Origin of the sequence: Streptomyces radicis, from assembly GCF_003626575.1 — a bacterium.
In the GTDB taxonomy this organism is placed as follows: Bacteria; Actinomycetota; Actinomycetes; order Streptomycetales; family Streptomycetaceae; genus Streptomyces; species Streptomyces radicis.
Genome location: NZ_RBDY01000014.1, coordinates 39167 through 60584, shown reverse-complemented (window position 1 = coordinate 60584; position 21418 = coordinate 39167). Strand labels below are relative to the sequence as shown.

Annotated in this window: 13 protein-coding genes and 1 pseudogene; 5 read left to right on the top strand and 9 right to left on the bottom strand. The window is 74.3% G+C overall.

The genetic code is table 11. From position 1 onward, the window contains the following. Nucleotides 1–207: 207 nt before the first annotated feature. A complete protein-coding gene (locus D7318_RS19065) occupies nt 208–4011 on the top strand; it encodes a multifunctional oxoglutarate decarboxylase/oxoglutarate dehydrogenase thiamine pyrophosphate-binding subunit/dihydrolipoyllysine-residue succinyltransferase subunit (protein WP_120698321.1) in 3804 nt (1267 codons plus the stop codon). 80 nt (nt 4012–4091) lie between these two features. Here the strand turns inward: D7318_RS19065 and fxsT are convergent, their stop codons facing one another. From fxsT to D7318_RS19030, 7 genes are all read right to left on the bottom strand, one after another. After that, nucleotides 4092–7085, bottom strand: coding sequence for an FxSxx-COOH system tetratricopeptide repeat protein (fxsT, locus tag D7318_RS19060; protein WP_120698320.1), 2994 nt, complete (start codon nt 7083–7085; stop codon nt 4092–4094). A 104-nt stretch (nt 7086–7189) separates the two neighbouring features. After that, nucleotides 7190–8593, bottom strand: coding sequence for an aKG-HExxH-type peptide beta-hydroxylase (locus D7318_RS19055; protein ID WP_120698319.1), 1404 nt, complete (start codon nt 8591–8593; stop codon nt 7190–7192). Further along, nucleotides 8590–9720, bottom strand: coding sequence for an FxsB family cyclophane-forming radical SAM/SPASM peptide maturase (locus D7318_RS19050; RefSeq protein WP_329604617.1), 1131 nt, complete (start codon nt 9718–9720; stop codon nt 8590–8592). Before D7318_RS19050 ends, D7318_RS19055 begins: the two co-directional genes overlap by 4 nt. A gap of 14 nt (nt 9721–9734) precedes the next feature. After that, nucleotides 9735–9902: an FxSxx-COOH cyclophane-containing RiPP peptide gene (gene fxsA, locus D7318_RS19045; RefSeq protein ID WP_120698317.1), complete on the bottom strand. Its 168-nt coding sequence runs from the start codon at nt 9900–9902 to the stop codon at nt 9735–9737. Between the two features lie 111 nt (nt 9903–10013). Beyond that, on the bottom strand, nt 10014–13403 hold the full coding sequence (locus D7318_RS19040; protein WP_120698316.1) for an SAV_2336 N-terminal domain-related protein: 3390 nt from the start codon (nt 13401–13403) through the stop codon (nt 10014–10016). A gap of 6 nt (nt 13404–13409) precedes the next feature. Next, nucleotides 13410–14474, bottom strand: a complete 1065-nt coding sequence (locus D7318_RS19035) for an AAA family ATPase (RefSeq protein ID WP_113685252.1) — start codon at nt 14472–14474, stop codon at nt 13410–13412. 129 nt (nt 14475–14603) lie between these two features. Further along, nucleotides 14604–16673 (bottom strand): VMAP-C domain-containing protein, encoded by a 2070-nt coding sequence (locus tag D7318_RS19030; RefSeq protein ID WP_230423902.1) that lies wholly within the window; start codon nt 16671–16673, stop codon nt 14604–14606. Between the two features lie 133 nt (nt 16674–16806). On the opposite strand from D7318_RS19030, the pseudogene D7318_RS19025 reads away from it, so the two are divergent. The 3 genes and pseudogenes from D7318_RS19025 to D7318_RS19015 form a co-directional block, all read left to right on the top strand. Continuing rightward, nucleotides 16807–16986: pseudogene (locus D7318_RS19025) on the top strand (DUF6104 family protein); the annotation flags it as partial. A 141-nt stretch (nt 16987–17127) separates the two neighbouring features. Continuing rightward, entirely contained in the window at nt 17128–18021 is an 894-nt protein-coding gene (locus D7318_RS19020; RefSeq protein WP_120698313.1) for a DUF4097 family beta strand repeat-containing protein, read from the top strand. Between the two features lies 1 nt (nt 18022). Further along, the gene (locus D7318_RS19015; RefSeq protein ID WP_120698312.1) at nt 18023–18931 is read left to right on the top strand and encodes a PadR family transcriptional regulator; all 909 of its coding nucleotides are present in this window, start codon (nt 18023–18025) and stop codon (nt 18929–18931) included. Nucleotides 18932–18986: 55 nt separating this feature from the next. On the opposite strand, the gene D7318_RS19010 is transcribed toward D7318_RS19015, so the two are convergent. Then, on the bottom strand, nt 18987–19955 hold the full coding sequence (locus D7318_RS19010; protein WP_120698311.1) for a zinc-binding dehydrogenase: 969 nt from the start codon (nt 19953–19955) through the stop codon (nt 18987–18989). Nucleotides 19956–20041: 86 nt separating this feature from the next. Here D7318_RS19010 and D7318_RS19005 point away from each other — a divergent pair, with 86 nt between their 5' ends. Continuing rightward, nucleotides 20042–20575: a hypothetical protein gene (locus D7318_RS19005; protein WP_120698310.1), complete on the top strand. Its 534-nt coding sequence runs from the start codon at nt 20042–20044 to the stop codon at nt 20573–20575. A gap of 79 nt (nt 20576–20654) precedes the next feature. Here the strand turns inward: D7318_RS19005 and D7318_RS19000 are convergent, their stop codons facing one another. Beyond that, on the bottom strand, nt 20655–21407 hold the full coding sequence (locus D7318_RS19000; RefSeq protein ID WP_120698403.1) for an amino acid ABC transporter ATP-binding protein: 753 nt from the start codon (nt 21405–21407) through the stop codon (nt 20655–20657). Nucleotides 21408–21418: the final 11 nt, after the last annotated feature.

Below are 21418 nucleotides of genomic sequence, written 5' to 3'. Positions count from 1 at the left end.
GACCGGTCGACGATCGACCATTGCCACATGGTTACCGTTCGGCGCCGAACTTGTTCCGTTTCCCGGGGCATCGTGACCTGAAACCCCCGAATGAATGTGGTGTAGGCCACGACTGGTGGCCCAGGACTGCGCCGGAGGGCATGAGGGGCGTAGCCTTGATTTCCGCTGTCCATCACCACTGCGGAGCGGAAGAGGGCGGTTGCCGCCGTGTCGCCACAGTCCCCGAACACATCGAGTGCCGAGACCGACCGAGGAGCAGTGCCCAGCGCTGCCGCGGGGTTCGGCGCCAACGAATGGCTCGTCGACGAGATCTATCAGCAGTACCTCCAGGACCCCAACTCCGTGGACCGTGCCTGGTGGGACTTCTTCGCCGACTACAAGCCGGGAGGCGGCGACGCCGCCGCGGCGGACGGATCCGGGCCGAACGGCACGGTCGTCTCGCCCCCGAAGGCGGACGCCCACCCGGCCGCCCCACGGGCGGCCGCCGCGCAGGCGCGGCCGCAGGCCCCGGCCCAGCCGCAGGCCCAGCCCGCGCGCCCCGCCCCGGCCCCCGCGGCGCAGCCCGCCAAGGCCGCGGCACCCGCGCCTTCGCCCGCGCCCGCCGCGCCCGCGCCGAAGACGCCGCAGCCGTCGGCCGCCAAGCCCGCGGCGGGCAAGGAGCCGGCCGAGGGCCCCGAGCTCGTGACGCTGCGCGGCCCCGCCGCCGCCGTCGCGAAGAACATGAACGCCTCGCGCGACCTGCCGACCGCCACCTCGGTCCGCGCGGTCCCCGTGAAGCTCCTGTTCGACAACCGCATCGTCATCAACAACCACCTCAAGCGCGCCCGCGGCGGCAAGGTGTCGTTCACGCACCTCATCGGCTACGCCATGGTGCAGGCGCTCAAGGCGATGCCCTCGATGAACCACTCGTTCACCGAGAAGGATGGCAAGCCCACCCTGGTCAAGCCCGCCCACGTGAACCTCGGCCTGGCCATCGACCTGGTCAAGGAGAACGGCGACCGCCAGCTCGTCGTCGCCGGGATCAAGAGGGCCGAGACGCTCAGCTTCTTCGAGTTCTGGCAGGCGTACGAGGACATCGTCCGCCGCGCCCGCACCGGGAAGCTGACGATGGATGACTTCTCCGGCGTCACCGCCTCCCTGACGAACCCCGGCGGCATCGGCACCGTGCACTCGGTGCCCCGCCTGATGCCGGGTCAGGGCCTCATCCTGGGCGTGGGCGCGATGGAGTACCCCGCCGAGTTCCAGGGGACCTCCCAGGAGACGCTCAACAGACTGGGCATCTCCAAGGTGATGACCCTCACCAGCACCTACGACCACCGCGTCATCCAGGGCGCGGCCTCGGGTGAGTTCCTGCGCCAGATCAGCCAGCTGCTGCTGGGCGAGCACGGGTTCTACGACGACATCTTCGAGGCGCTGCGGATCCCGTACGAGCCCGTGCGCTGGCACCGGGACATCGACGTCAACCACGACGACGAAGTCACCAAGGCCGCCCGGGTGTTCGACCTGATCCACTCCTACCGCGTGCGCGGCCACCTGATGGCCGACACCGACCCGCTGGAGTACCGCCAGCGCAAGCACCCCGACCTGGACATCAAGGAGCACGGGCTCACCCTGTGGGACCTGGAGCGGGAGTTCGCCGTCGGCGGCTTCGCGGGCAAGTCCATGCTCAGGCTCCGCGACATCCTCGGCGTGCTCCGCGACTCGTACTGCCGCACCACGGGCATCGAGTACATGCACATCCAGGATCCCAAGGAGCGCAAGTGGATCCAGGACCGCGTGGAGCGCCCGCACACCCCGCCGGAGCGCGAGGAGCAGCTGCGGATCCTGCGCAGGCTGAACGCCTCCGAGGCGTTCGAGACGTTCCTCCAGACCAAGTACGTCGGGCAGAAGCGCTTCTCCCTCGAGGGCGGCGAGACCGTCATCCCGCTGCTCGACACGGTGCTCGACGAGGCCGCGGGCGACAAGCTCGACGAGGTCGTCATCGGCATGGCCCACCGCGGCAGGCTGAACGTCCTGGCGAACGTCGTGGGCAAGTCGTACGCGCAGATCTTCCGGGAGTTCGAGGGGAACCTCGACCCCAAGTCGATGCACGGCTCCGGTGACGTCAAGTACCACCTGGGCACGTCGGGCACGTTCACCGGCCTGTCGGGCGAGGAGATCAAGGTCTCCCTCGCCGCGAACCCCTCGCACCTCGAGGCCGTCGACCCGATCGTCGAGGGCGTCGCCCGCGCCAAGCAGGACGTCATCGGCCGCGGCGGCAAGGACTTCACCGTCCTGCCGATCCTGATCCACGGCGACGCGGCGTTCGCCGGGCAGGGCGTGGTCGCCGAGACGCTCAACATGTCGCAGTTGCGCGGATACCGCACCGGCGGCACGGTCCACGTCATCATCAACAACCAGGTCGGCTACACCGCCACGGCCGCCGCCGCCCGCTCCTCCACGTACTGCACGGACGTGGCGCGCATGATCGAGGCGCCGATCTTCCACGTCAACGGCGACGACCCCGAGGCCGTCTGCCGGGTGGCGCGGCTGGCGTTCGAGTACCGGCAGGCGTTCAACAAGGACGTCGTGATCGACCTCGTCTGCTACCGGCGCCGCGGGCACAATGAGACGGACAACCCCTCGTTCACCCAGCCGCTCATGTACGACCTGATCGACAAGAAGCGCTCGGTGCGCAAGCTCTACACCGAGTCGCTCATCGGCCGCGGCGACATCACCCTGGAGGAGGCCGAGCAGGCGCTCCAGGACTTCCAGGGCCAGCTGGAGAAGGTGTTCAAGGAGGTCCGCGAGGCCACCGTGACCCCGGCCCCGGCCGAGGTCCCCGCGCCCAAGCCGGAGTTCCCCGTGTCGGTGGAGACCGGCGTCTCCGCCGAGGTCGTCAAGCGGATCGCCGAGTCGCAGGTCAACATCCCCGACCGCATCACCGTGCACCCCCGGCTGCTGCCGCAGCTCCAGCGGCGCGCGGCGATGGTCGAGGAGGACGCGATCGACTGGGCGATGGGCGAGCTGCTCGCCGTCGGCTCCCTGCTGATGGAGGGCACCCCGGTCCGCCTCGCGGGCCAGGACAGCCGCCGCGGCACGTTCGGCCAGCGGCACTCGGTGCTGATCGACCGCAAGACCGGCGAGGACTACACCCCGCTGCTCTACCTGACCGAGGACCAGGCGCGGTTCAACGTCTACGACTCGCTGCTCAGCGAGTACGCGGCGATGGGCTTCGAGTACGGGTACTCCCTGGCCAGGCCCGAGGCGCTGGTGATGTGGGAGGCGCAGTTCGGCGACTTCGCCAACGGCGCGGCGACCGTGATCGACGAGTTCATCTCGTCGGCCGAGCAGAAGTGGGGCCAGACCTCGGGCGTCACGCTGCTGCTGCCGCACGGCTACGAGGGCCAGGGCCCCGACCACTCGTCGGCCCGCATCGAGCGCTTCCTCCAGCTGTGCGCGCAGAACAACATGACGGTGGCCACGCCGACCACCCCCGCGAACTACTTCCACCTGCTGCGCTGGCAGGTGCACAACCCCCACCACAAGCCGCTCGTGGTCTTCACCCCGAAGTGGATGCTGCGCCTGAAGGCGGCGACGTCGGCGGCGGCGGACTTCACGAGGGGCGGGTTCGCGCCGGTCATCGGCGACACCACGGTCGACCGGGCCGCGGTGCGCAAGGTCGTCCTGTGCTCGGGCAAGGTGTACTACGAGCTGGCGGCCGAGCGGGACAAGCGCAAGGCGAACGATGTGGCGCTGGTCCGCGTCGAGCGTCTTTTCCCGCTGCCGGTGGCCGAGTTGCAGGCCGAGCTCGGCCGGTACCCCGGGGCCGAGACGTTCGTCTGGACCCAGGAGGAGCCGGCGAACCAGGGCGCCTGGCCGTTCATCGCGCTCAACCTCGGCGAGCGCCTCGACGGCGTGGACGCGCTGCGCGGGGTGACGCGCCCCGCGTCGTCCTCGCCCGCGGTCGGCTCGGCGAAGCGGCACCAGAGCGAGCAGCAGGCGCTGCTCGACGAGGTGTTCACGCTGTGACGGCCGCCCCGGCATGACCCAAGGGCCGGTGCCCGCCGCCTCGCGCGGTGGGCACCGGCCCTTCGCCGGTGCGGGTGGCCCTACCCGAGCAGCGGCTCGAAGTCCCAGTACGGGCGGACCCGCGAGCGGGCGGTGACCGTGTGGACGTGCTGGGAGCCCAGGGTCGCGATGAGCCCGGCCAGCGCCTCCTCCTCGATCTTGTCCGCCTCCTGCCGCTGGCGCAGCCCGCGTAGATCGGTGGCCAGCGCGATCTGGCAGGACAGATGCATCGGGTGCCGCGGCCCGAGGAACGCGGCGGCCCGCCGCCCGGTGTCCCGGCTCAGCTCGGCCGCGCCCTCCAGGTCGCCCTCGAGATTCCGCCCCGCGCTGGCGTTGAGCGCGATGCCGAGCGTCCAGGGGTGGTCGGGGCCGAGCGCCGCGGTCATGTCGGCGAGGCACTCCTCGTTGAGCAGCAGGGCCTGCTGCCGCTCCCCCGCCGCCCGCAGCACCAGGGCGTGGTTCCCCAGCGTCCCGATCGTGAACGGGTGCGCGTCGCCGAGCCGCGCGCGGTAGTGCTTCACGGTGCGCTCGCCGATCGCGCGCGCCTGGTCGAGGCTCCCGTGGGCGCGCAGGACGAACGCGTAGCACGTCGCGATCGGCAGCGTCAGCGGCGAGGTGTCCCCGAGGACGCGCTCGGCCCGCTCCAGCAGGGAGCCGAGGCGGGCGTGCGCGGAGCCGCGGTCGCCCGTGCGCAGGTGGCACAGGGCGAGGTTCAGCTCGGCGGTGAGCGTCTGGGGGTTGTCGGGGCCCAGCGTGTACCGGTGGGTCTCGACGCTCTGCTCGAGCACGGACAGCGCCTCGCCGTAGCGGCCGAGCAGGCGCAGGTCGAGCGCGAAGGCGTTCTCCGAGGTGAGCGAGAGGTTGTGCCGGGGGCGGTGCAGGTCCCTGCGGGCCTGGAGGTTCCGCCGGTCGACCTCGAGCGCCTCGGCGTAGCGGCCGAGCATGCGCATGGCGGCGGCGAGGTTGTGCCGGGCGTTGAGCGTGCGGGGGTGCTGCTCGCCGACCAGCTCCAGATAGCTGTCCAGCACGTCCTGGCACACGCCGAGCGCCTCGTCGTAGCGCGCGAGCCCGCTGAGGTCGGCGCTCAGGCCCTCCTCGGCGCGCAGCACGGTGAGGTCGCGGGGGCCGCGGTGGACGGAGAGCCGCTCGATGACCCTGCGGTCGATCCGCTCGGTGGCGGCGTAGTCGCCGGTGGCGCGCATCAGCGTGGCCATCTGCGACGCCAGGTCCCACACGAGCGGGTCGTCCTCGCCGAAGACGGTCTTCCAGGCCTGCTCGGCGCGCGTGGCGAGCTGGACCCCGGCGACATACTCGCCCGCGAGGTAGAGATAGCTGAGGCAGCTGAAGATGAGCCGGTGCATCTCGGCGTCGCGGCTGCTGAGCGCGCCCGAGGCGTCCAGGTGCGGGACGACCTTGGCGAAGCGGGACCAGCGGCGGGTGTCGGAGGGGCGCCCTGGGTTCGCCGCGGAGAGCGAGCGGCGCACCGCGCGCGAGAACACCTCCTGGTCGGAGCGCGACATGCCCTCGCGGACCGTCGCGTGGACCATGCGGTGCAGATGGATGGTGCCGGTGCTCTCGGGGTCGCCCTCCTCCTCGGTGGCCTCCCAGCGGATCACGGAGTACTGGACGAGCTTGCCGATCGCGGCGTTCCACCGCAGGGTGTCGTCCATCAGGCCCGCCAGGCGCTCGGGCAGGCTGGCCGCGGGGACGCCGCGGACCAGCTGGACCGGGATGGCGCCGGGCGCGAAGAACGCGCAGAGGCGCAGCAGCTCGACCGCCTCGGGGACGGTCTCCCGCAGGCGGTTCAGCAGTATCGAGAACGCGGTGTAGTACGTCATCGGGAAGTCGGCCGCCACGCGCAGGCCCACCTCGAGGTCCGCGCCGTTCCCCAGGAGGGCGATGTACTCGTCGACGGACATCGTCGAGTCGCTGAGCCAGCCCGCGGTCTGGTCGAGCGCCAGCGGCAGGTCGCCGAGCGCCTCGGCCAGCCGGTCGGCCTCGTCGGGCGCGATGCGGGGGGCGCGGCGGCGGGTGAACGCGATCGACTCCTCGCGGTCGTAGACCGGGACCTCCCGCACCTGGGCGTTGTGCTCGGCCCACTCGCGGTTCTGGGACGTGATGATGACGTGCCCCGATCCGGTGGGCACCAGGTCGGCGATGGGCTCGGGGTCGTCGGCGCCGTCGAGGACCAGCAGCCAGCGGCTGTAGGGGTCGCCGCGGCGCAGCGCGTCGCCGACGGCGCGCAGCCGCTCGCCGTACTCGGGCCCCGTGGTGAGGCCGAGCGCGGGGGCCAGCTCGGCGAGCCGCTGGCGCAGGGTGCCGCGCTGGTCGGCGGGGACCCACCACACCACGTCGTACTCGGAGCCGAAGCGGTACACGTACTCGGCGGCGACCTGCGTCTTGCCGACGCCGGACATCCCGAGCAGGGTGATCACGCCCGCGCCCGGCTCGCTGGCCTGGAGCAGGTCGTACACCTGCTGGAGGGTCACCTCGCGGCCCGTGAACCGGGTGTTCCTCCGGGGGACGCCGCCCCACACCAGCGGCTGGTCGTGCGGATAGCGGGGGCCGCCGCGGCCGCCGAGGGTGCTGCTCGACGAGGCGCCGCCGGGGCTCGCGCCCAGCACATGGGTCAGCCGCCGCTCGGCCTCGCGGGCGCCGATCCCCCACAGCTCGGTGGTGCCGCCGAACGCGGCGGTGGCGGACGGCATCGGCTGCGAGCCGACCGAAACGGCGGCGAAACGCTGGGCGTTGGGCGCGACCACGGCGCGCAGCGCGGCGTTCCACTCGGCGTCGGTGCGCGGCCCCAGCTTGAAGTACCAGTCGCTGAGCACCACCAGGATGCGGCCCTCGACCAACAGCAGGTCGCGCAGCGCCACGTCGAGCGGCACCTCGGCGGGCGGGTCCCAGCGTTGGAAGACCACCTGCCAGCCCTGGCGCTCCAGGCGGTCGCCGATCCAGGCGGCCCACGCGCGGTTGTACCCGGCGAAGCTGACGGTGACCCGTGGGCCGCGCACCGCGCTCTCCTCAGCGGTCATCCGACCGACTCCCTCGTGCATGCTGCCTGCGGCGGGCCCGGCTGCGGACGGCCCGTCAGATGTCCTCCCTGGGAACATACACCGCGTCCCTGACACGTAACCGTCTACCGCGGGTGCCTCCGGAGCCACTCGGTGCGCGCGGTCTCGACATAGGCGGCCGCGCGGACCAGGTGGCCATCGGGGGGCGCGGGGTCGCGGAGGCGGGCGTGCCGTTCGGCCATCGCGCCCACGAACACCCGCCCCGCGTCGGTGAGTCCACGGGCCCCGGCGAGCGTGGGCAGCACGGCGCCGACCTGGGTCAAGCAGCGGGCGTGCCCGGCCCACGCGCGGTCGCGCCCCGCGGGGTCGTCGAGCGCGATGGCGAGGCGCTGCCAGAAGCCCGCGAGCGCGAGATGGGCGTAGGTGCCGTGCAACAGGGCGTGGAACGGGCGGGGTTCGGGCCGCCACGGCGCCCAGTGGCGGCGCTCGGGGCCCGCGGTGTGCAGGGGGTTCAGCTCGCTGACGGCGGCGAGCTTGGCGTGCTGGAGCTCGTGGGCGAGCCCGGCCGCGAGCTGGGCGGGCCCCGGCGGGGTGCTGGCCATCACGGCGCCGAACGCGGTCGGCGTCGTCCCGCTGGTGTGCGCGCCGCTGGTCTGCGGGCCGCTCGGCGGCGGGCCGCCGGTCGGCGCGGCGGCCGGGTCAAGGGTGGGCACGATGCAGTCGAGCAGGGCGAGTTCGGCGGAGCGGGCGGCGCCGCCGAGGCCGAGCAGGGGCAGCGCCTCGTGCCAGAGGGCGCTCCAGCGGGCGCGTTCCTCGGGGGGCAGCGCCCTGCGGTCGCCCCCGGTGAAGGGGCCGGGGTCGAGGTCGTCGAGCAGCACGGGCCTCGGCCCGCCGTCCAGGGTGTGCAGGGGCAGCCAGCGGGGGTCGCGCGAGCGCCACGCGCCGGTGGCGTCACGCCGCACCTCGGCGCGCGCCCCGGCGCCGGCGCGGATGGTGAACGCGTCGCCGCCGCCCGCCACGTCGACGACCGACCCGTCGGGGTCCTGGCAGCACAGGGCGCCCAGCGTCGGCAGGGTGATGCGGCCGCCGTGCACGGGGACGCGGGTGGCGAAGCCGACGCCCGAGCGGGCCGCGGCGGCGACGGCGAGGGAGCCGAGGTGGGCCAGGTCGCGGGCGGCGCCGGGCCCGTTGCCCGGGTGGCTGCCGGTGCCGAGCCACTGCACGCAGCGCTCGGCCCATGGCCCGGTCAGCGGGTAGAACAGCACGCGGCGCGCGGCGGCGGGCGCGGCGCGCTCGGTGGCCTCGAGCAGCCCCGCGTGGTCGTGGGCCAGGGCGGCGCCGAGCCGGGTGCCCGCGCCCTCGGCGTCCAACTCGTCGATGGCGTCGAGGAGTACGCGCATCAGCAGCAGGCGGCGCGTGTGCTGCCCCGCGGCGAGGCGGGCGAGGGTCGCGCCGCTGCCGTCGGTGTGGCCGAGGTCGCGCAGCTCGTCGGCGGTGAGCGCGGGGGCGGGCGCGGCGGCGGGCGTCATGGCGCCGCCACCCGGCGCAGGGCCGCGGCGATGTGGCGTATGAGGCGGGTGAGGTCGGCGCAGTAGACCGAGGGGTTGCGGAAGCCGTTCTCCGCGCGGAAGCGGTGCGCGTAGTGGCCGCCGCCGCACACGGTGAGCAGGGGGCAGGCCAGGCACGTGTCGGCGAGGGCGGCCCTCCCGGCCTGGCGGGCGGCGACCCCCGGGTGGTCGAGGGCCGCGTCGAACGGGTGGCGGTGGACGTCGAGTCCGGTGGCGGCGGCGCCCTCGTAGGCGGACTTGAGCGAGTCGACCTGTTCGACGCTGCCGTCGGTCTCGACCACGACGGCGGTGAACGGCTGGAGGCCGAGGGCCTCGGTGGCGGCGGGCAGTCCGAGCAGCAGGGCGACGCACTCCTGGAAGAGACGGATCCGCACCCGGCGGCGGTCGGCGTTCCACCAGTCGTCGAAGACGGCGATGAGCCAGTCCGCGTAGGGCGCGGGCGCGTCGGCCGGGGCGGGGAGGCCGGGGGGCGGGCGGGTCCAGTTGCCGTGCGGGAGGAGGAAGTCGATGGCGGGCGGGTCGAGCGCGAGCAGCGAGCGGTACGCCTCGAGCGGGTCGGTGGCCAGGTCGATGACCGAAAGCACGCCCGCCCAGGACGCGCGGTGCGCCGGGCGGGCGAGGAGCCTGGCCGCGCGTAACACCCCGGGCCAGGAGGGGCGCCCCGCGTGGTCGACGCGGAGGGCGTTGTGCCGGGCGAGGCCGCCGTCGAGGCTGAGGCCCACGGTGATGCCGTGGGCGGCGAGGACGGCGAGCCTGTCCTCGGTCAGCAGCACGCCGTTGGTCTGCACGGCGGGGTGGACGGCGCAGCCGTCGGGGACGGCGGCGCGGACGTCGTCGACGAACGCGCCGAGCACGGCCGGGTCGGTCAGCAGCGGCTCGCCGCCGTGCAGCACGAGGGACAGGGCGGGCAGCCGGTGCGCGGTGGCGTGCTCGCCGATGCGGCGCGCGGTGGCGCCCAGGGTCGCGGCGCTCGCGGTCACCGGCTGGCGGCGCCAGCCCTCGTCGGCGGCGAAGTACATGTAGCAGTAGCGGCAGGCGAGGTTGCACCGGCTGTTGACCTTGACGATGAACTGCCGGAACGGCTCCACAGGATCAGGCGTTCTCAGGCGATGTCGTCGAACTGCGTGAACCCCCACAGCCCGTCCCGCCGGCCGACCACGCGATCCCTCAGGTCATCGAGCACTTCGGTGAGCACCGGGTGGTCCAGGTCGCGCAGCTCGGCAAGGCTGAGCCCGAGCAGATCAGGCAGCGGCTCGCGTGCGTCGCTCATGGTGTCCTCTCCGGGGAACGGCGCGCCAATGGGGCCAACCGGAGATTCCCGCCAGGGGCGTGCGAGAAACCCTCCTCTGCGCGTGAGGGGGCGCAAGGGGCGCAAGGGTATTCAACGGTCGCGTCGAAGCGCTTCCAGGCGCGCGTCCGTCTCCCGTGCCTCCTCCGCGTACTCACCGTGGATCCTGTTGCCCTCGGGGTCGGAGTGGCCGCCGGGGGCGCCGAGGCGCGTCCAGAGCCGCCGCGCCGCCTCGTACGCCTCCCCGGCGGCGAGCGGGCGCCGCGCGACCTCGAGGACCAGGCCCCTGCGGTGGAACGCCCGCGCCGCGAGGCGCAGCGGCTCGTCGGGGTCGGCCGGGTCGGCGGTGGCGTCCCTGGCGGCGCGCGCGGTGCTCGTGTACGCCTGCGCCGCCTGGTCGAGCCGCTCGGGCCGCAGGATGTGGCGGTAGGCCCTGCGGTGGGTCTCGGCGAGCGCGAACCAGGCGCGGGCCGCGGTCAGTTCGGTCTCGGCGTCGTGGGCCGCGCGGCCGAAGAGGTGCTCGGCCTCGCGCAGGTCCACCAGGCTCTCGTCCTCGCGGTAGCGGGCGATGAGGGCCTGGCCGAGCATCAGCAGCCGGTGCGGCAGCCGCGGGTCGCCCGCGGGGGTCTCCATCCGGCAGTCGCGCAGCACGCGCACGGCCCGTGAGATGAACGCGCCCCCACCGGGGATGGTGGCCCGCCGCAGCAGCGTGGCGCCCCACTCCGCGATCAGGTCGCTGTAGTCGGCGCGGTCCCGCGACGCCGCGCGCCCCGCCTCCTCGAACCTGCGGGCCGCCGCCTCGAGATCGGCAGGGTCGCCGTCGGCCTCGTACCTGCGCACCCGCAGGCGCCCGGCGCGCACGTGGCACGCGGCGATCTGGCCGCGCTCCTCCGCCAGCCTGTGGGCCTGGGCGACGACCTCCTCGGCCCACAGCCAGTCGTCCTCGGTCAGCAGCAGCGCGTCGACCAGGTCGAGCAGCGCGCGCACCCGGCGTGCGCCCGGCGCGTTCTCCGATTCGAGCGTCCAGCAGCCCTGCCGCAGCAGCTCGACCGCCTGCCCCGCGTACACCGTGGCCTGCTCGGTACCGGCGGCGGTGGCGGCCAGGCGCAGCAGCGCGCGGCCGTGGGCGAGCGGCAGCCCGCTGGGCTGCGGGTCGTCGGGCGGCCAGGACTCGGCGACGGCCTCGAGGACGCCGATGCTCTCCTGGAGGAGCGCGGAGTCACGCGTGAGCCGCCACTGCTCGTAGAGCACCTGGATGCGCTCCAGGGTGAGGTCGACGGCCAGCCGGTGGTCGAGCCCAGGCGTGGCCCAGACCGCCGCGAACTCCCGGTCGGCGCGCCCCCACAGCTCGAGCGCCTGCTTGGTGTCCCCCGCCGCCCTGCGCTCCCCCGCCGCCGCGTGGTGGACGCGGGCGAGCGCGGTCCTCGCGGCGAGCGACCCGGGGTGCGCGACGGCCGTGCGCGCGGCGTTGTCCGCCTCGGTCAGCAGGTCGCCGTCGCGCTGCGCGCGCCACAGCCGCAGCAGCTGCTCGGCCAGCTCGCTCCACAGCTCGGGGTCGGTGCCATGGCCTTCGGCGCGCTGCGCCTCGGTGGCGCCGCGCAGCAGCCGCACGGCGTCGAGCTGGTGCGCGACCTTGCCGTCCGCGTCGAACCGCTCGGCCAGCGCCCGCGCCTGGGCGATCACCGCGGACGAGCCGCCGTCGCCCGCCGTCCTCGGCCCGGCGAACGGCAGCGGCTCCTCGGGCAGGAAGCGGCGCAGCAGCTTGGCGGCCACCTCGGCGAAAGGGCGCGCCGCGCGCCGCTCCTCGTCGTCCGGCCCCTCGCCCTCGTCGGGGTCCGCGGCGTCCGGGTCGAACGCGGAGCGGTCGCCCTCGCCCGAGAGCTGGGCGAGCGCGAGGGCGGGGAAGTTGGGCCCGGTCTTGCCGAACCGCTGCTCGACATAGCCCGAGCAGTGCTTGAGCACGAGCAGCGCCTCGTCGTGCCCCAGCTCGCGCAGCAGCTCGTCGTGGACGCCGTCGACGAACTCGTACCACCAGCCGTCGCCCGACGAGCCGTCGCGCCTGCGCAGCAGCCCGCTGAGCAGCACCTCGGACAGCTCGGCCGGGCCCGATCCCGGCAGCATGGTGCGCTGGACCAGCTGCATCACCGGCAGGTAGAGCGGGGCGGCGGCCAGGTGGACGGCCAGCTGCCCCGCCGTGGGCGAGGCCGTCGCGCGGAACCGGCCGATCAACGCGCCGGGCGTGCGCGGCGGTCCACCGGCCCTCGGCGCCGCGGCGGGCGGCTGGTCGGCGCGCACCCAGCCGACGGCGGCGGGCACGGCGCCCGCGCCGGGGCGGGACAGCAGCCCGGCCCACGCGCCGAGCGCGGCCGGGGTGGGCGGCAGCACCGGGATGGCGACGGCGCCGGGGCGCGGCTCGGACCAGTCGGGGCCCTCCGAGGTGAACCGCAGCCTGGCGGAGCCCGCGGGCCCCTCCTCACGGCGCAGCAGGCCGTGCGCCACGGGCAGCCGGGTGCGCGGCCACAGCCGACCCGGCAGCGGCTGGACCACGGCGACCGGGCCGTGCGCGGCCAGCCGGTGCAGCAGCCGGTGCGCGATGCCCTCCCGCCACAGCGGCCCGGTGCAGTCGCTCACCACGACGGTGAGCCGCCGCCCCGTCGGGTCCTGGAGCTGGGTGGCGGGGCGGAGCGGCGCCGTCGCGGGGTCGAAGCCGCGGCTGACGGCGGGCGAGCCGTCGGGCGACTCGTGGAGGTAGTGCAGCTGGATGTCGCGGAAGGCCCCCAACCGGCCGAACACCTGGGAGAGCTCCATCAGCATGCCCTGCCACACCCGCATGGCGGGCGCGGCGTCCATCAGCAGCTGGATCTCCGTCTGGGCCCGTGACTCCTCGCGGAACGCGGGGGTCAGCAGGCCGCCGGCGCGGGCGGTCAGCTCCACGGTCTCCCGTTCGTCCAGGGCCCGCGCCGAGGCGCGGCGCGGCGGCCTGACGGGCGGGCGGTAGCGCTGGAGCGGGCGCAGGGCGCGCTCCAGGTCGAGCAGGCTGGGCAGTGCCCTGGCCGCCGGAACCCCCACGCGCAGCGCGTCGTCGGGCAGCCCTGGGCTCCGGTGCCCCGAGCCTACGGGGTCCGCGTACAGCCTGACGGTCTCGTCCTCCGCGCGCGGCGGCCGTCCGAGGGGGCGCGTCGTGGTGCGCGCCGGATCGTCCTCGTCGCCCGCGCCGCCGTCCCGTCCTGGGCGCCGGGGCGGGAGCCCCGCGCGGTCCCCCGGCGGCTCGGCGCCCGCCGCACCGCCGGGGCCGCCGTCCCCAGGGGCGGCGGTCGGCCGCGAGAACTGCGCGAGCCACAGCGCGTCGGCAAGACCCGACCAGTCAGGATCGAGACCCGCGCGGCGCAGGGCGCGGATCAGCGTCGTCAGCTCCTCCCCCGGCCGGTCTTCCGGCCGGTCCCCTGGCCAGTGCTCGCCTGGCCGGTCGGCCGGTGCGGACATGGCGGCCTACCTCGGCCGGTCGAGTCGCTGGATCAGGGTGTCGGCCAGCCGGTCCCTGGTGGGCGGCTCGGCGTAGTGGGTGAGGTATATGGCGTTCAGCAGCTGGTCGGTGGCCAGCTGCTCGGTGCGGGAACGCTCGAGGAAGCGGGCGATCAGGTCCTCCCCCACCCGGGTCAGCTCGTCCCCCAGGTGGGCGCGGACCACGGTGGCCAGGCGCTCGTGGTCGGGCTGGCCGAGCTCGAGGTGGATGCAGCGGCGCAGCAGGGGCGCGGGGAAGTCGCGCTCGCCGTTGCTCGTCAGGACGACGAAGGGGAACGCGTGGCAGCGGATCCGGCCGTCCCGCACGGTCACCTTGGCGCCGTCGTCGGTCAGCACCTCGACCTCGGGCTCGCGCTCGGCGAGGCGCTCGAGCTCCGGTATCGCGAACTCGCCCTCCTCCAGCACGTTCAGCAGGTCGTTCGGCAGGTCGATGTCGCTCTTGTCGAGCTCGTCGATCAGCAGCACGCGGGGGGCGGCCGTGGGGAGCAGCGCGGTGCCGAGCGGGCCGAGGCGCAGATAGCTGCCGATGCCGCCGGGGACGGCGGCGGGGCTGCCCGCGGCCCTGCTGGTCGCGGCGATCTGCATGTCCTGGAGGCGGGCGATCGCGTCGTAGTGGTACAGGCCGTCGACCAGCGTGGTGCGGCTGACGATGGGCCAGTGCAGCACACGCCCCAGGCCCAGCTCGTACGCGACCGCGTGGGCCAGCGTGCTCTTCCCCGTGCCCGGGCTGCCGGTGACCAGCAGGGGGCGGCGCAGATAGAGCGCGGCGTTGATGATCTCCAGCTCGTCGGCGCTCGGCCGGTGCATCTCGGCCAGGTGCCGGTACGCGCCGAGCCGCCGCGTCGAGGCGCTGTCGGCCGCGGGTCCCGGGGCGACGAGCGGCTGGCCGTCGAAGTCCCGCCAGGGCGGCGGCTTGGGCAGCGAGCGGATGCCGTCGTGCGGCTCGCCCGCGCCTCGGTAGATGAGCCACTCCCGGTCCGGCGGCTCACCGGGGGCAGCGCCGTCGGGGGGGCCGGGGTTCGTCTCAGACACTGCCACAGTGTGCTCCTCGTCGCTCGTCCACCGTCCGGGCAGCTGAACGTGCCCCGACCGTACCGGGGAATCGCCGGGTCCGTACCTCGCTTCGGCAAGCCCTCGTGGGGCCGCGGGCGGCGCCGCCCCTCACAGCGTCACCAGCGGCTCGTCCATGCCGGGCATGGGGCGGTTCGGATCGGAGTAGAGCAGCGCGAGTCCCTTGGCCCAGTGGGAACCTGGCGCCTCGTCCGCCATGTCCGCGCGCAGCCTCCGCACCGCGTCGGGCAGCCGACCCGCGTGGCCCGCGCCGGTGACCGCGCGGTCCACGCCCCGGTGGAAGTCCGCGCAGCTCCGCTCCCGGTCGGTGATCTCGCGGCGCCACAGGATGACGTTGTACCCACTCGTCATGACCCGAAGCAGCGCCGCGGGCTCGCCTCCCGTCGACGGGGTGTGGCACAGGATCGGAACGGTCGCGGGGTCGCGGCTGATGAGCACCGCGGGCTCGGGCAGCGACCTCGCGGTGGCGTCGAGGCAGTCGAGTATGTCGGGGGTCACGCGGCCCACATGGACCTTGGTCCAGCGGGCCAGGCGCAGGGCCCGCACCTCGTCGTTGTCCTCCGCCTCGGGGACCGGGGTGGTGCAGCGGATGACGACGGGCCGCTGCTCGCCGAGCCTCGGGCCGCCGGGGACCAGGCGCCACTCCTCGACGGGGAAGCCGAGGAGCGAGTAGGGCAGGCCGACCTGGAGCGGCACCGGCTGCTCGGGCTCGTCGACGCGGCGGAACGCCTCCTCGAGCGCGGCGCGCAGCCGCCTCGGCAGGGCGGCGGGGCCCCGCTCGCGGTGGTCCTCGTCGATCGAGACCAGCTCCTCGGCGCCGCGGCCCACGCACACGCGCCAGTCGTAGCGGCCGCGTTCCCAGCTGTGCGGGGTGATCTCCAGGAGCACGTACGGGCTCTGCCACACCTCGGCGCTGTCCTCGCCGGGGCGGGGCTCGAAGTCCCAGGGATCGGGCCCAGGGCGGGTGGCGGCGGCGCGGACGCGGACGCGCTCGGCCTCCTCCAGGTGGAGCGAGGTGCGGAACCAGCGGGGCAGCTCGGCGCTGGCCGCGGTGCTCGCGGCCCAACGCAGCAGGCGGCTCTCGGCGTCGCCCGCGGCCGGGTAGGGGCGGTCGGCGGTCGCGGCGTGGACGGCGTACCGCAGCACGGTCTTGAGCTCGTCGGTCCCCGGCTCCGCGGTGTAGAGCCTGCCCAGGCCGTCGCGCCAGCCGCGCGGGGCGGGGACGGTGCCCTGGTAGGGGCGGCCGATCAACGGGGTGACCAGGTCGTCGAGGCGCCTGGTGGAGACCGGCGGAGGCAACTCGGAGAGCAGGCCCAGCAGTTCGACGCGCTGCCCCGGGGTCAGGGCGCGCCCGTGCCCGGCCCGCAGCTCGCTCTGCGCGTCGGTCCACGTGCGCAGGGCGGCGTCGCCGACGTCGAGGTGGCGCGCGGCGTGGTAGCGGTCGTGGGCGTGCAGGACGCGCTGGTAGAGGTCGTCGCCGTCCTCGCCCGACCCCGGCATCCTGCGCAACTGGACGACGGACGTGGCCAGTCCGCCGTCGCGCCCCGCGGTGCGGCGGGCCTTGAGCACGCCGATCACCTCGCCGCGGCGCAGGTCCACCACGGGGCCGCCGGAGACGGCCTCGGGGAACTCGTCCTCGCCGCCCAGCTTCATGAGCCCGTCGGTGCCCAACTCCCCCCGGATCGTGCAGCGTCCGTTGACGTCCTGGACGCCGTCCGCGGTCTCCTGGCAGCCGAAGAACGCGACCTCGCTGCGCGTGAAGACGCTCGCGGTCCGCTCGCTGAGCCAGACGCACGGGTGGGCCACGGGCTCGATGAGGCGGATCAGCGCCAGGTCGGGCGCGGGCCAGGGGCCGCCGGTGGCGTTCTCCTCGGGGCGCGCCCACTCGACCCGGCCGGTGACCGGCCGGCGCGCTCCCCGGAAGCTCAGGCCCACTTCGCGCGCTCCTCCCTGGCCTTGCCGTCCGTCCGTTCCCCCGTTCGTTCCCCCGTGGAGTGCTACATGGGCGCAGGTGAGGACCCAGCCTGGGGCGATGAAGAAGCCGCTGCCCCAGGGCCGTGTCACCGGCTCGCCCCCGTCATACCCGGTGGGCGGCTCATGGATGCGTACCGTGGCGTCAGCGGCGAGAGGCGCGAGGATCTCGAAGGGGTTCACATCCATCGGCTGTGCGCCCCCGTTGTCCGTCCATGCCATCCGACCCCCCGTCGTCGCGGTGTGCTTGCAGGTTAACCGCCGGTACGCGCACGTGCCTATCCTGGGCTTTTCCTTCCCCAACGGCGCACGGGAGCACGTCGTGTACTTCACGGACCGCGGTATCGAGGAGCTCGCGCGGCGGCGCGGCGATGAGGAGGTCACGCTCGAGTGGCTGGCCGACCAGCTGCGGACGTTCGTCGATCTCAACCCCGACTTCGAGGTGCCGGTCGAGCGCCTGGCCACGTGGCTGGCCCGCCTCGACGACGAGGAGGACGACGAGGGTGACGGCGGCGAGGGCGAGGGTGACGGCGGCGAGGGCGAGGGGCCGCTCGCGACACCGTGACTTGACTTCCGCGTCACGCGATATATCGTGTCCTTGAGGACGCGATATATCTGTGTGTCCGCAGCCAGGGGAGGTCCGATGACGGCCAGGTCCACATCCGAGTCCGGGTCCGCCGCCGACGCGACATGGTCCGTCGCCGGGGCGCGGACGCTCACGTTCGACGACGAGCGCTTCGACGAGCTCGAGGTGCGCCTGGTCAACGGCGCGGTGAATGTGGTGGGCACCGAGGGCCCCGCGACGCGCGCCGAGATCAGCGAGGTCGCGGGCCCGCCGGTGATCGTCAGGCGCTCGGGGCGCAAGCTCACCATCGCGTACGACGACCTGCCGTGGAAGGGCTGGCTCACGTGGCTCGACCGCAAGGGGTGGCGGCGCAGCGCGGTCGTCTCCGTCTCGGTCCCCGCCGCGGTCAGGGTGAGCGTCGGGGTGGTCGGCGCCTCCGCGGTCGTCAGCGGCATCACGGGCCGGGCCGATGTGCGCGGCATCAGCGGCGGCACCACCCTGGTCGGGCTGCGGGGCCCGGTCCGCGCCGACACCGTCTCGGGCGATGTGGAGGCCCAGGCCCTCGGCGGCGACCTCCGTTTCAACTCCGTGTCGGGACAGCTCACCGTGATCGACGCCCGCAGCCCGGTGCTGCGCGCCGACACGGTGAGCGGCGGCATGGTGGTGGACCTGGCCCCGGCGGGGCGCCCGGCCGACATCGCGCTGAGCACCGTGTCGGGCGAGATGGCGCTGCGGCTCGCGGAGCCGCTCGACGCCAAGGTGGAGGCGAGCACCGCGAGCGGCGCGATCTCGTCGTCGTTCACCGAGCTCGGCGTCTCGGGCCTGTGGGGCGCCCGGCACCTCTCCGGCACCCTGGGCTCGGGCGCCGGATCCGTGACATGCCACTCGGTCTCGGGCGCGATAGCCGTGCTGCGCCGTCCGCCGGACGCCCAGGAGCCCCCGGTCGCCTCGTCTCTGCGTAAGGATCTGTGAGATGCCCCCCGTCTTCGGCCATGGCCGCCTCCGCCTCTACCTGTTGAAGCTGCTCGGGGAGGCGCCCCGGCACGGATACGAGGTGATCCGGCTGCTCGAGGAGCGCTTCCAGGGGCTCTACGCGCCCTCGGCCGGCACGGTCTACCCCCGGCTGGCCAAGCTGGCGGCCGAGGGCCTTGTCACCCACTCCGACGAGGGCGGCCGCAAGGTGTACACGCTGACCCCCGAAGGGCGGCGCGAGTTGGCCTCACGGGAGGAGGAGCTGACCGCGCTCGAGCGGGAGATCAGGGACTCGCTGGCCGCGCTCGCCGCGGACATCAGGGAGGACGTCAGCGGCTCGGCCCAGCACCTGCGCGACGAGGTCAGGCAGGCCACCGCCGCGGCGTACGCCGAGGGCACCGACACGGCGGCGGGGCGCGCGGCCTGGCAGGCGCGGGCGCGGCAGGCCAAGGAGGAGGCGCGCCGGGCGAAGGAGGAGAGCCGCAGGGCCCGCCGGGACGCCAGGCAGGCGCAGGAGGCGACGGCGTCGGCCAAGCGGCACTTCGAGGAGGCCGCCAGGCGCCTGCGCGAGCAGGCGGCGCGCGGCGGCGGGGGCGCCGAGGGCTGGATGGACGCGGTGTGGGGCGGACTCGACGGGATCGGCCAGGAGATAGGCGGTTGGAGCCGGTTCGTCGAGCACCCCGAGCAGCAGGGCGCGCCCTGGTGGCACGCGGCCGCCACCGATGAGCCGTCCGAGCCGGTGGACGACCCGGAGCGCGAGCTGGGGCGGCTGCTCGACAAGTTCCGCGACGACGTGCGGGACGCGGCGCGGGACCACGGGGTCAGCCAGGAGAGCCTGCGCGAGGCCCGCCGCCAGCTGTCCACGGCGGCGGCCCATGTGATCGCGATGCTGCGCTCGTCCGGGAGCTGACGCCCCGCGGCCCGCTCCGCGCCGCTCACTCCCCGCGGCGCTCACGCTGCGCCACTCATTCAACGGTGAAGACGATCTTGCCGAAGACGTCGCCGTGCGCGAGCCGCGTGAAGCCCTCGACGGCGCGCTCCAACGGAAGCGCCTCGTCGATCAGGGGCCGGATCCCGGTGGTGGCGCAGAAGGAGAGCAGCGAGGCCAGCTCCTCCTTGGAGCCCATGGTCGAGCCGACGACCTTGAGCTCGAGGAAGAAGATCCGGTTCAGCTCGGCGGAGGGCGGGGCCTGGCCCGAGGTCGCGCCCGAGATCACCACGGTGCCGCCGGGGCGCAGGGACTTGATCGAGTGCGACCACGTGGCGGCGCCCACCGTCTCGAGCACGGCATCCATCCGGTGCGGCAGCCGCGCCCCCGAGGGGAACGCCCCCTCGGCGCCCAGATCCAGGGCCCGCTTGCGCTTGGCCTCGTCCCTGCTGGTGACGAAGATCCGCAGCCCGGCCGCGGCCCCGAGCGCGATCGCCGCGGTGGCCACCCCTCCCCCCGCGCCCTGCACCAGCACGCTGTCGCCGGGCCCGACCCCGGCCTGGCCGAACAGCATGCGGTACGCCGTCAGCCACGCGGTGGGCAGGCAGGCCGCCTCCTCGAAGGAGAGCGCGGGCGGCTTGGGCAGGACGTTCCACGCGGGGACGGCGACCCGTTGGGCGAATGTCCCCTGGTACCGCTCGGTCAGCAGGCTGCGGCGCTCGGTGGGCCCGACGCCGTGGCCCGTGGCGCCGATGACGGAGTGGATCACCACCTCGTTGCCCTGGGGGTCCACGCCCGCGGCGTCGCAGCCCAGGATCATCGGGAGCGCCTGCTCGGTGATGCCCACGCCGCGCAGCGTCCACAGGTCGTGGTGGTTGAGGGAGGCGGCGCGGACGTCGATCACCGTCCAGTCGTCCGGCAGGTCCGCCGGCTCGGGCCGGTCGCCGAGCTCCAGGCCGTCGAGCGGGTGCTCCTGACTGAAACGTGCTGCGTAGGCTGCGAACATACCCCCCACGCTAACCGCCGGGGGTTCGCACATTCCACAACGCTCTGTCAGGTGCCACGATATGAGGGCGCGGGGAGGATGTGGCCATGAGCACGGTGTTTCTCCGACGGCTGAGCAGGTGGCAGGCCGAGACGGAGCGCGAGGACCTGGGGGACCTGTACGCGGAGGCCCACCGGGACGCCCAGGGAGCGGAGGCGTCGACCCGGGAGGCGTTCATCCGGCACTTCGTCGACCACGACGTGCAGCAGCCGGAGTTCGACCTGGTGGTGGCGGGCGATCCGGCGCTGGTCGGCTGCGCGTACGGCTTCAGGGCCGAACGCGGGGGCCGTTGGTGGGACGGGTTCGACGACCCGCCGACCCTCGTCGGCGAGTTGGCCGTGCCCCGGCAGGTCTTCGTGCTCGCGGGCCTCATGGTGGTCAAGCGCCGAAGGAACCAGCACGTGGCCACCCGCCTGGTGGCCCAGCTGCTCGCGCGCAGCACCGCGCCGCTGGCCCTGGCGGCCTTCCCTTCGGGGAGCGCGCCCGCGCACGAGGCGTTCCGCTCCTGGGGCTGGTCGGGTCCGGGGCGGCTCACACCGCGCGCCGGGGACCCGCTCGAGATCTGGGCCAAACAACGCTAGGCCCTGCCCGGGCGGGCCTCCGGGATCAGCCCGCGGCGGCCGGGGCGTTCGCGCGTTCAGAGGCCGTGCGCGTCCGCGTTCACAGCACCTTCGAGAGGAACGCCTTCGTGCGCTCGTGGCGGGGGTTGGCCAGGACCTCGCGGGGGTGGCCCGACTCGACCACCACGCCGCCGTCCATGAAGACCAGCGAGTCGCCGACCTCACGCGCGAACCCCATCTCATGGGTGACCACGATCATGGTCATCCCGTCCTCGGCCAGCGCCCGCATCACGTCGAGCACCTCGCCGACCAGCTCGGGGTCGAGCGCCGACGTGGGCTCGTCGAACAGCATCAGCTTGGGCTCCATGGCCAGCGCCCTGGCGATGGCCACCCGCTGCTGCTGCCCCCCCGAGAGCTGCGAGGGGTAGGAGTCCACGCGGTCGGCGAGCCCGACGCGGGCCAGCAGCCGCTCGGCCCGCTCGCGCGCCTCGGCCCTGCGCAGGCCCTTGACCTGGACCGGGGCCTCCATGACGTTCTCGGCGGCGGTCATGTGCGGGAAGAGGTTGAAGCGCTGGAACACCATGCCGATGTCGCGGCGCTGCGTGGCGACCTCGCGCTCGCGCATCTCGTAGAGCTTGTTGCCCCGCTGCCGGTAGCCGACCAGGTGCCCGTCGACGTACAGGCGGCCCGCGTTGATCTTCTCCAGGTGGTTGATGCAGCGCAGGAACGTGGACTTGCCCGAGCCCGAGGGGCCGACGATGCAGAACACCTCGCCCGCGCGGACCTCGAGGTCGATGCCCTTGAGCACCTCGATCGGGCCGAACGACTTGTGGACCTGTTCGGACTTGACCATCGGGTGGCCGC

What these genes read in the sequence shown, in the direction of transcription:
- D7318_RS19005 (WP_120698310.1), top strand. Translation starts at nt 20,042, where the DNA reads ATGAGCACGGTGTTTCTCCGACGGCTGAGCAGGTGGCAGGCCGAGACG.
- D7318_RS19020 (WP_120698313.1), top strand. Translation starts at nt 17,128, where the DNA reads ATGACGGCCAGGTCCACATCCGAGTCCGGGTCCGCCGCCGACGCGACA.
- fxsA (WP_120698317.1), bottom strand. Translation starts at nt 9,902, where the DNA reads ATGAGCGACGCACGCGAGCCGCTGCCTGATCTGCTCGGGCTCAGCCTT.
- D7318_RS19000 (WP_120698403.1), bottom strand. Translation starts at nt 21,407, where the DNA reads ATGGTCAAGTCCGAACAGGTCCACAAGTCGTTCGGCCCGATCGAGGTG.
- D7318_RS19040 (WP_120698316.1), bottom strand. Translation starts at nt 13,403, where the DNA reads ATGTCCGCACCGGCCGACCGGCCAGGCGAGCACTGGCCAGGGGACCGG.
- D7318_RS19015 (WP_120698312.1), top strand. Translation starts at nt 18,023, where the DNA reads ATGCCCCCCGTCTTCGGCCATGGCCGCCTCCGCCTCTACCTGTTGAAG.
- D7318_RS19010 (WP_120698311.1), bottom strand. Translation starts at nt 19,955, where the DNA reads ATGTTCGCAGCCTACGCAGCACGTTTCAGTCAGGAGCACCCGCTCGAC.
- D7318_RS19030 (WP_230423902.1), bottom strand. Translation starts at nt 16,673, where the DNA reads ATGGATGTGAACCCCTTCGAGATCCTCGCGCCTCTCGCCGCTGACGCC.
- fxsT (WP_120698320.1), bottom strand. Translation starts at nt 7,085, where the DNA reads ATGACCGCTGAGGAGAGCGCGGTGCGCGGCCCACGGGTCACCGTCAGC.
- D7318_RS19055 (WP_120698319.1), bottom strand. Translation starts at nt 8,593, where the DNA reads ATGACGCCCGCCGCCGCGCCCGCCCCCGCGCTCACCGCCGACGAGCTG.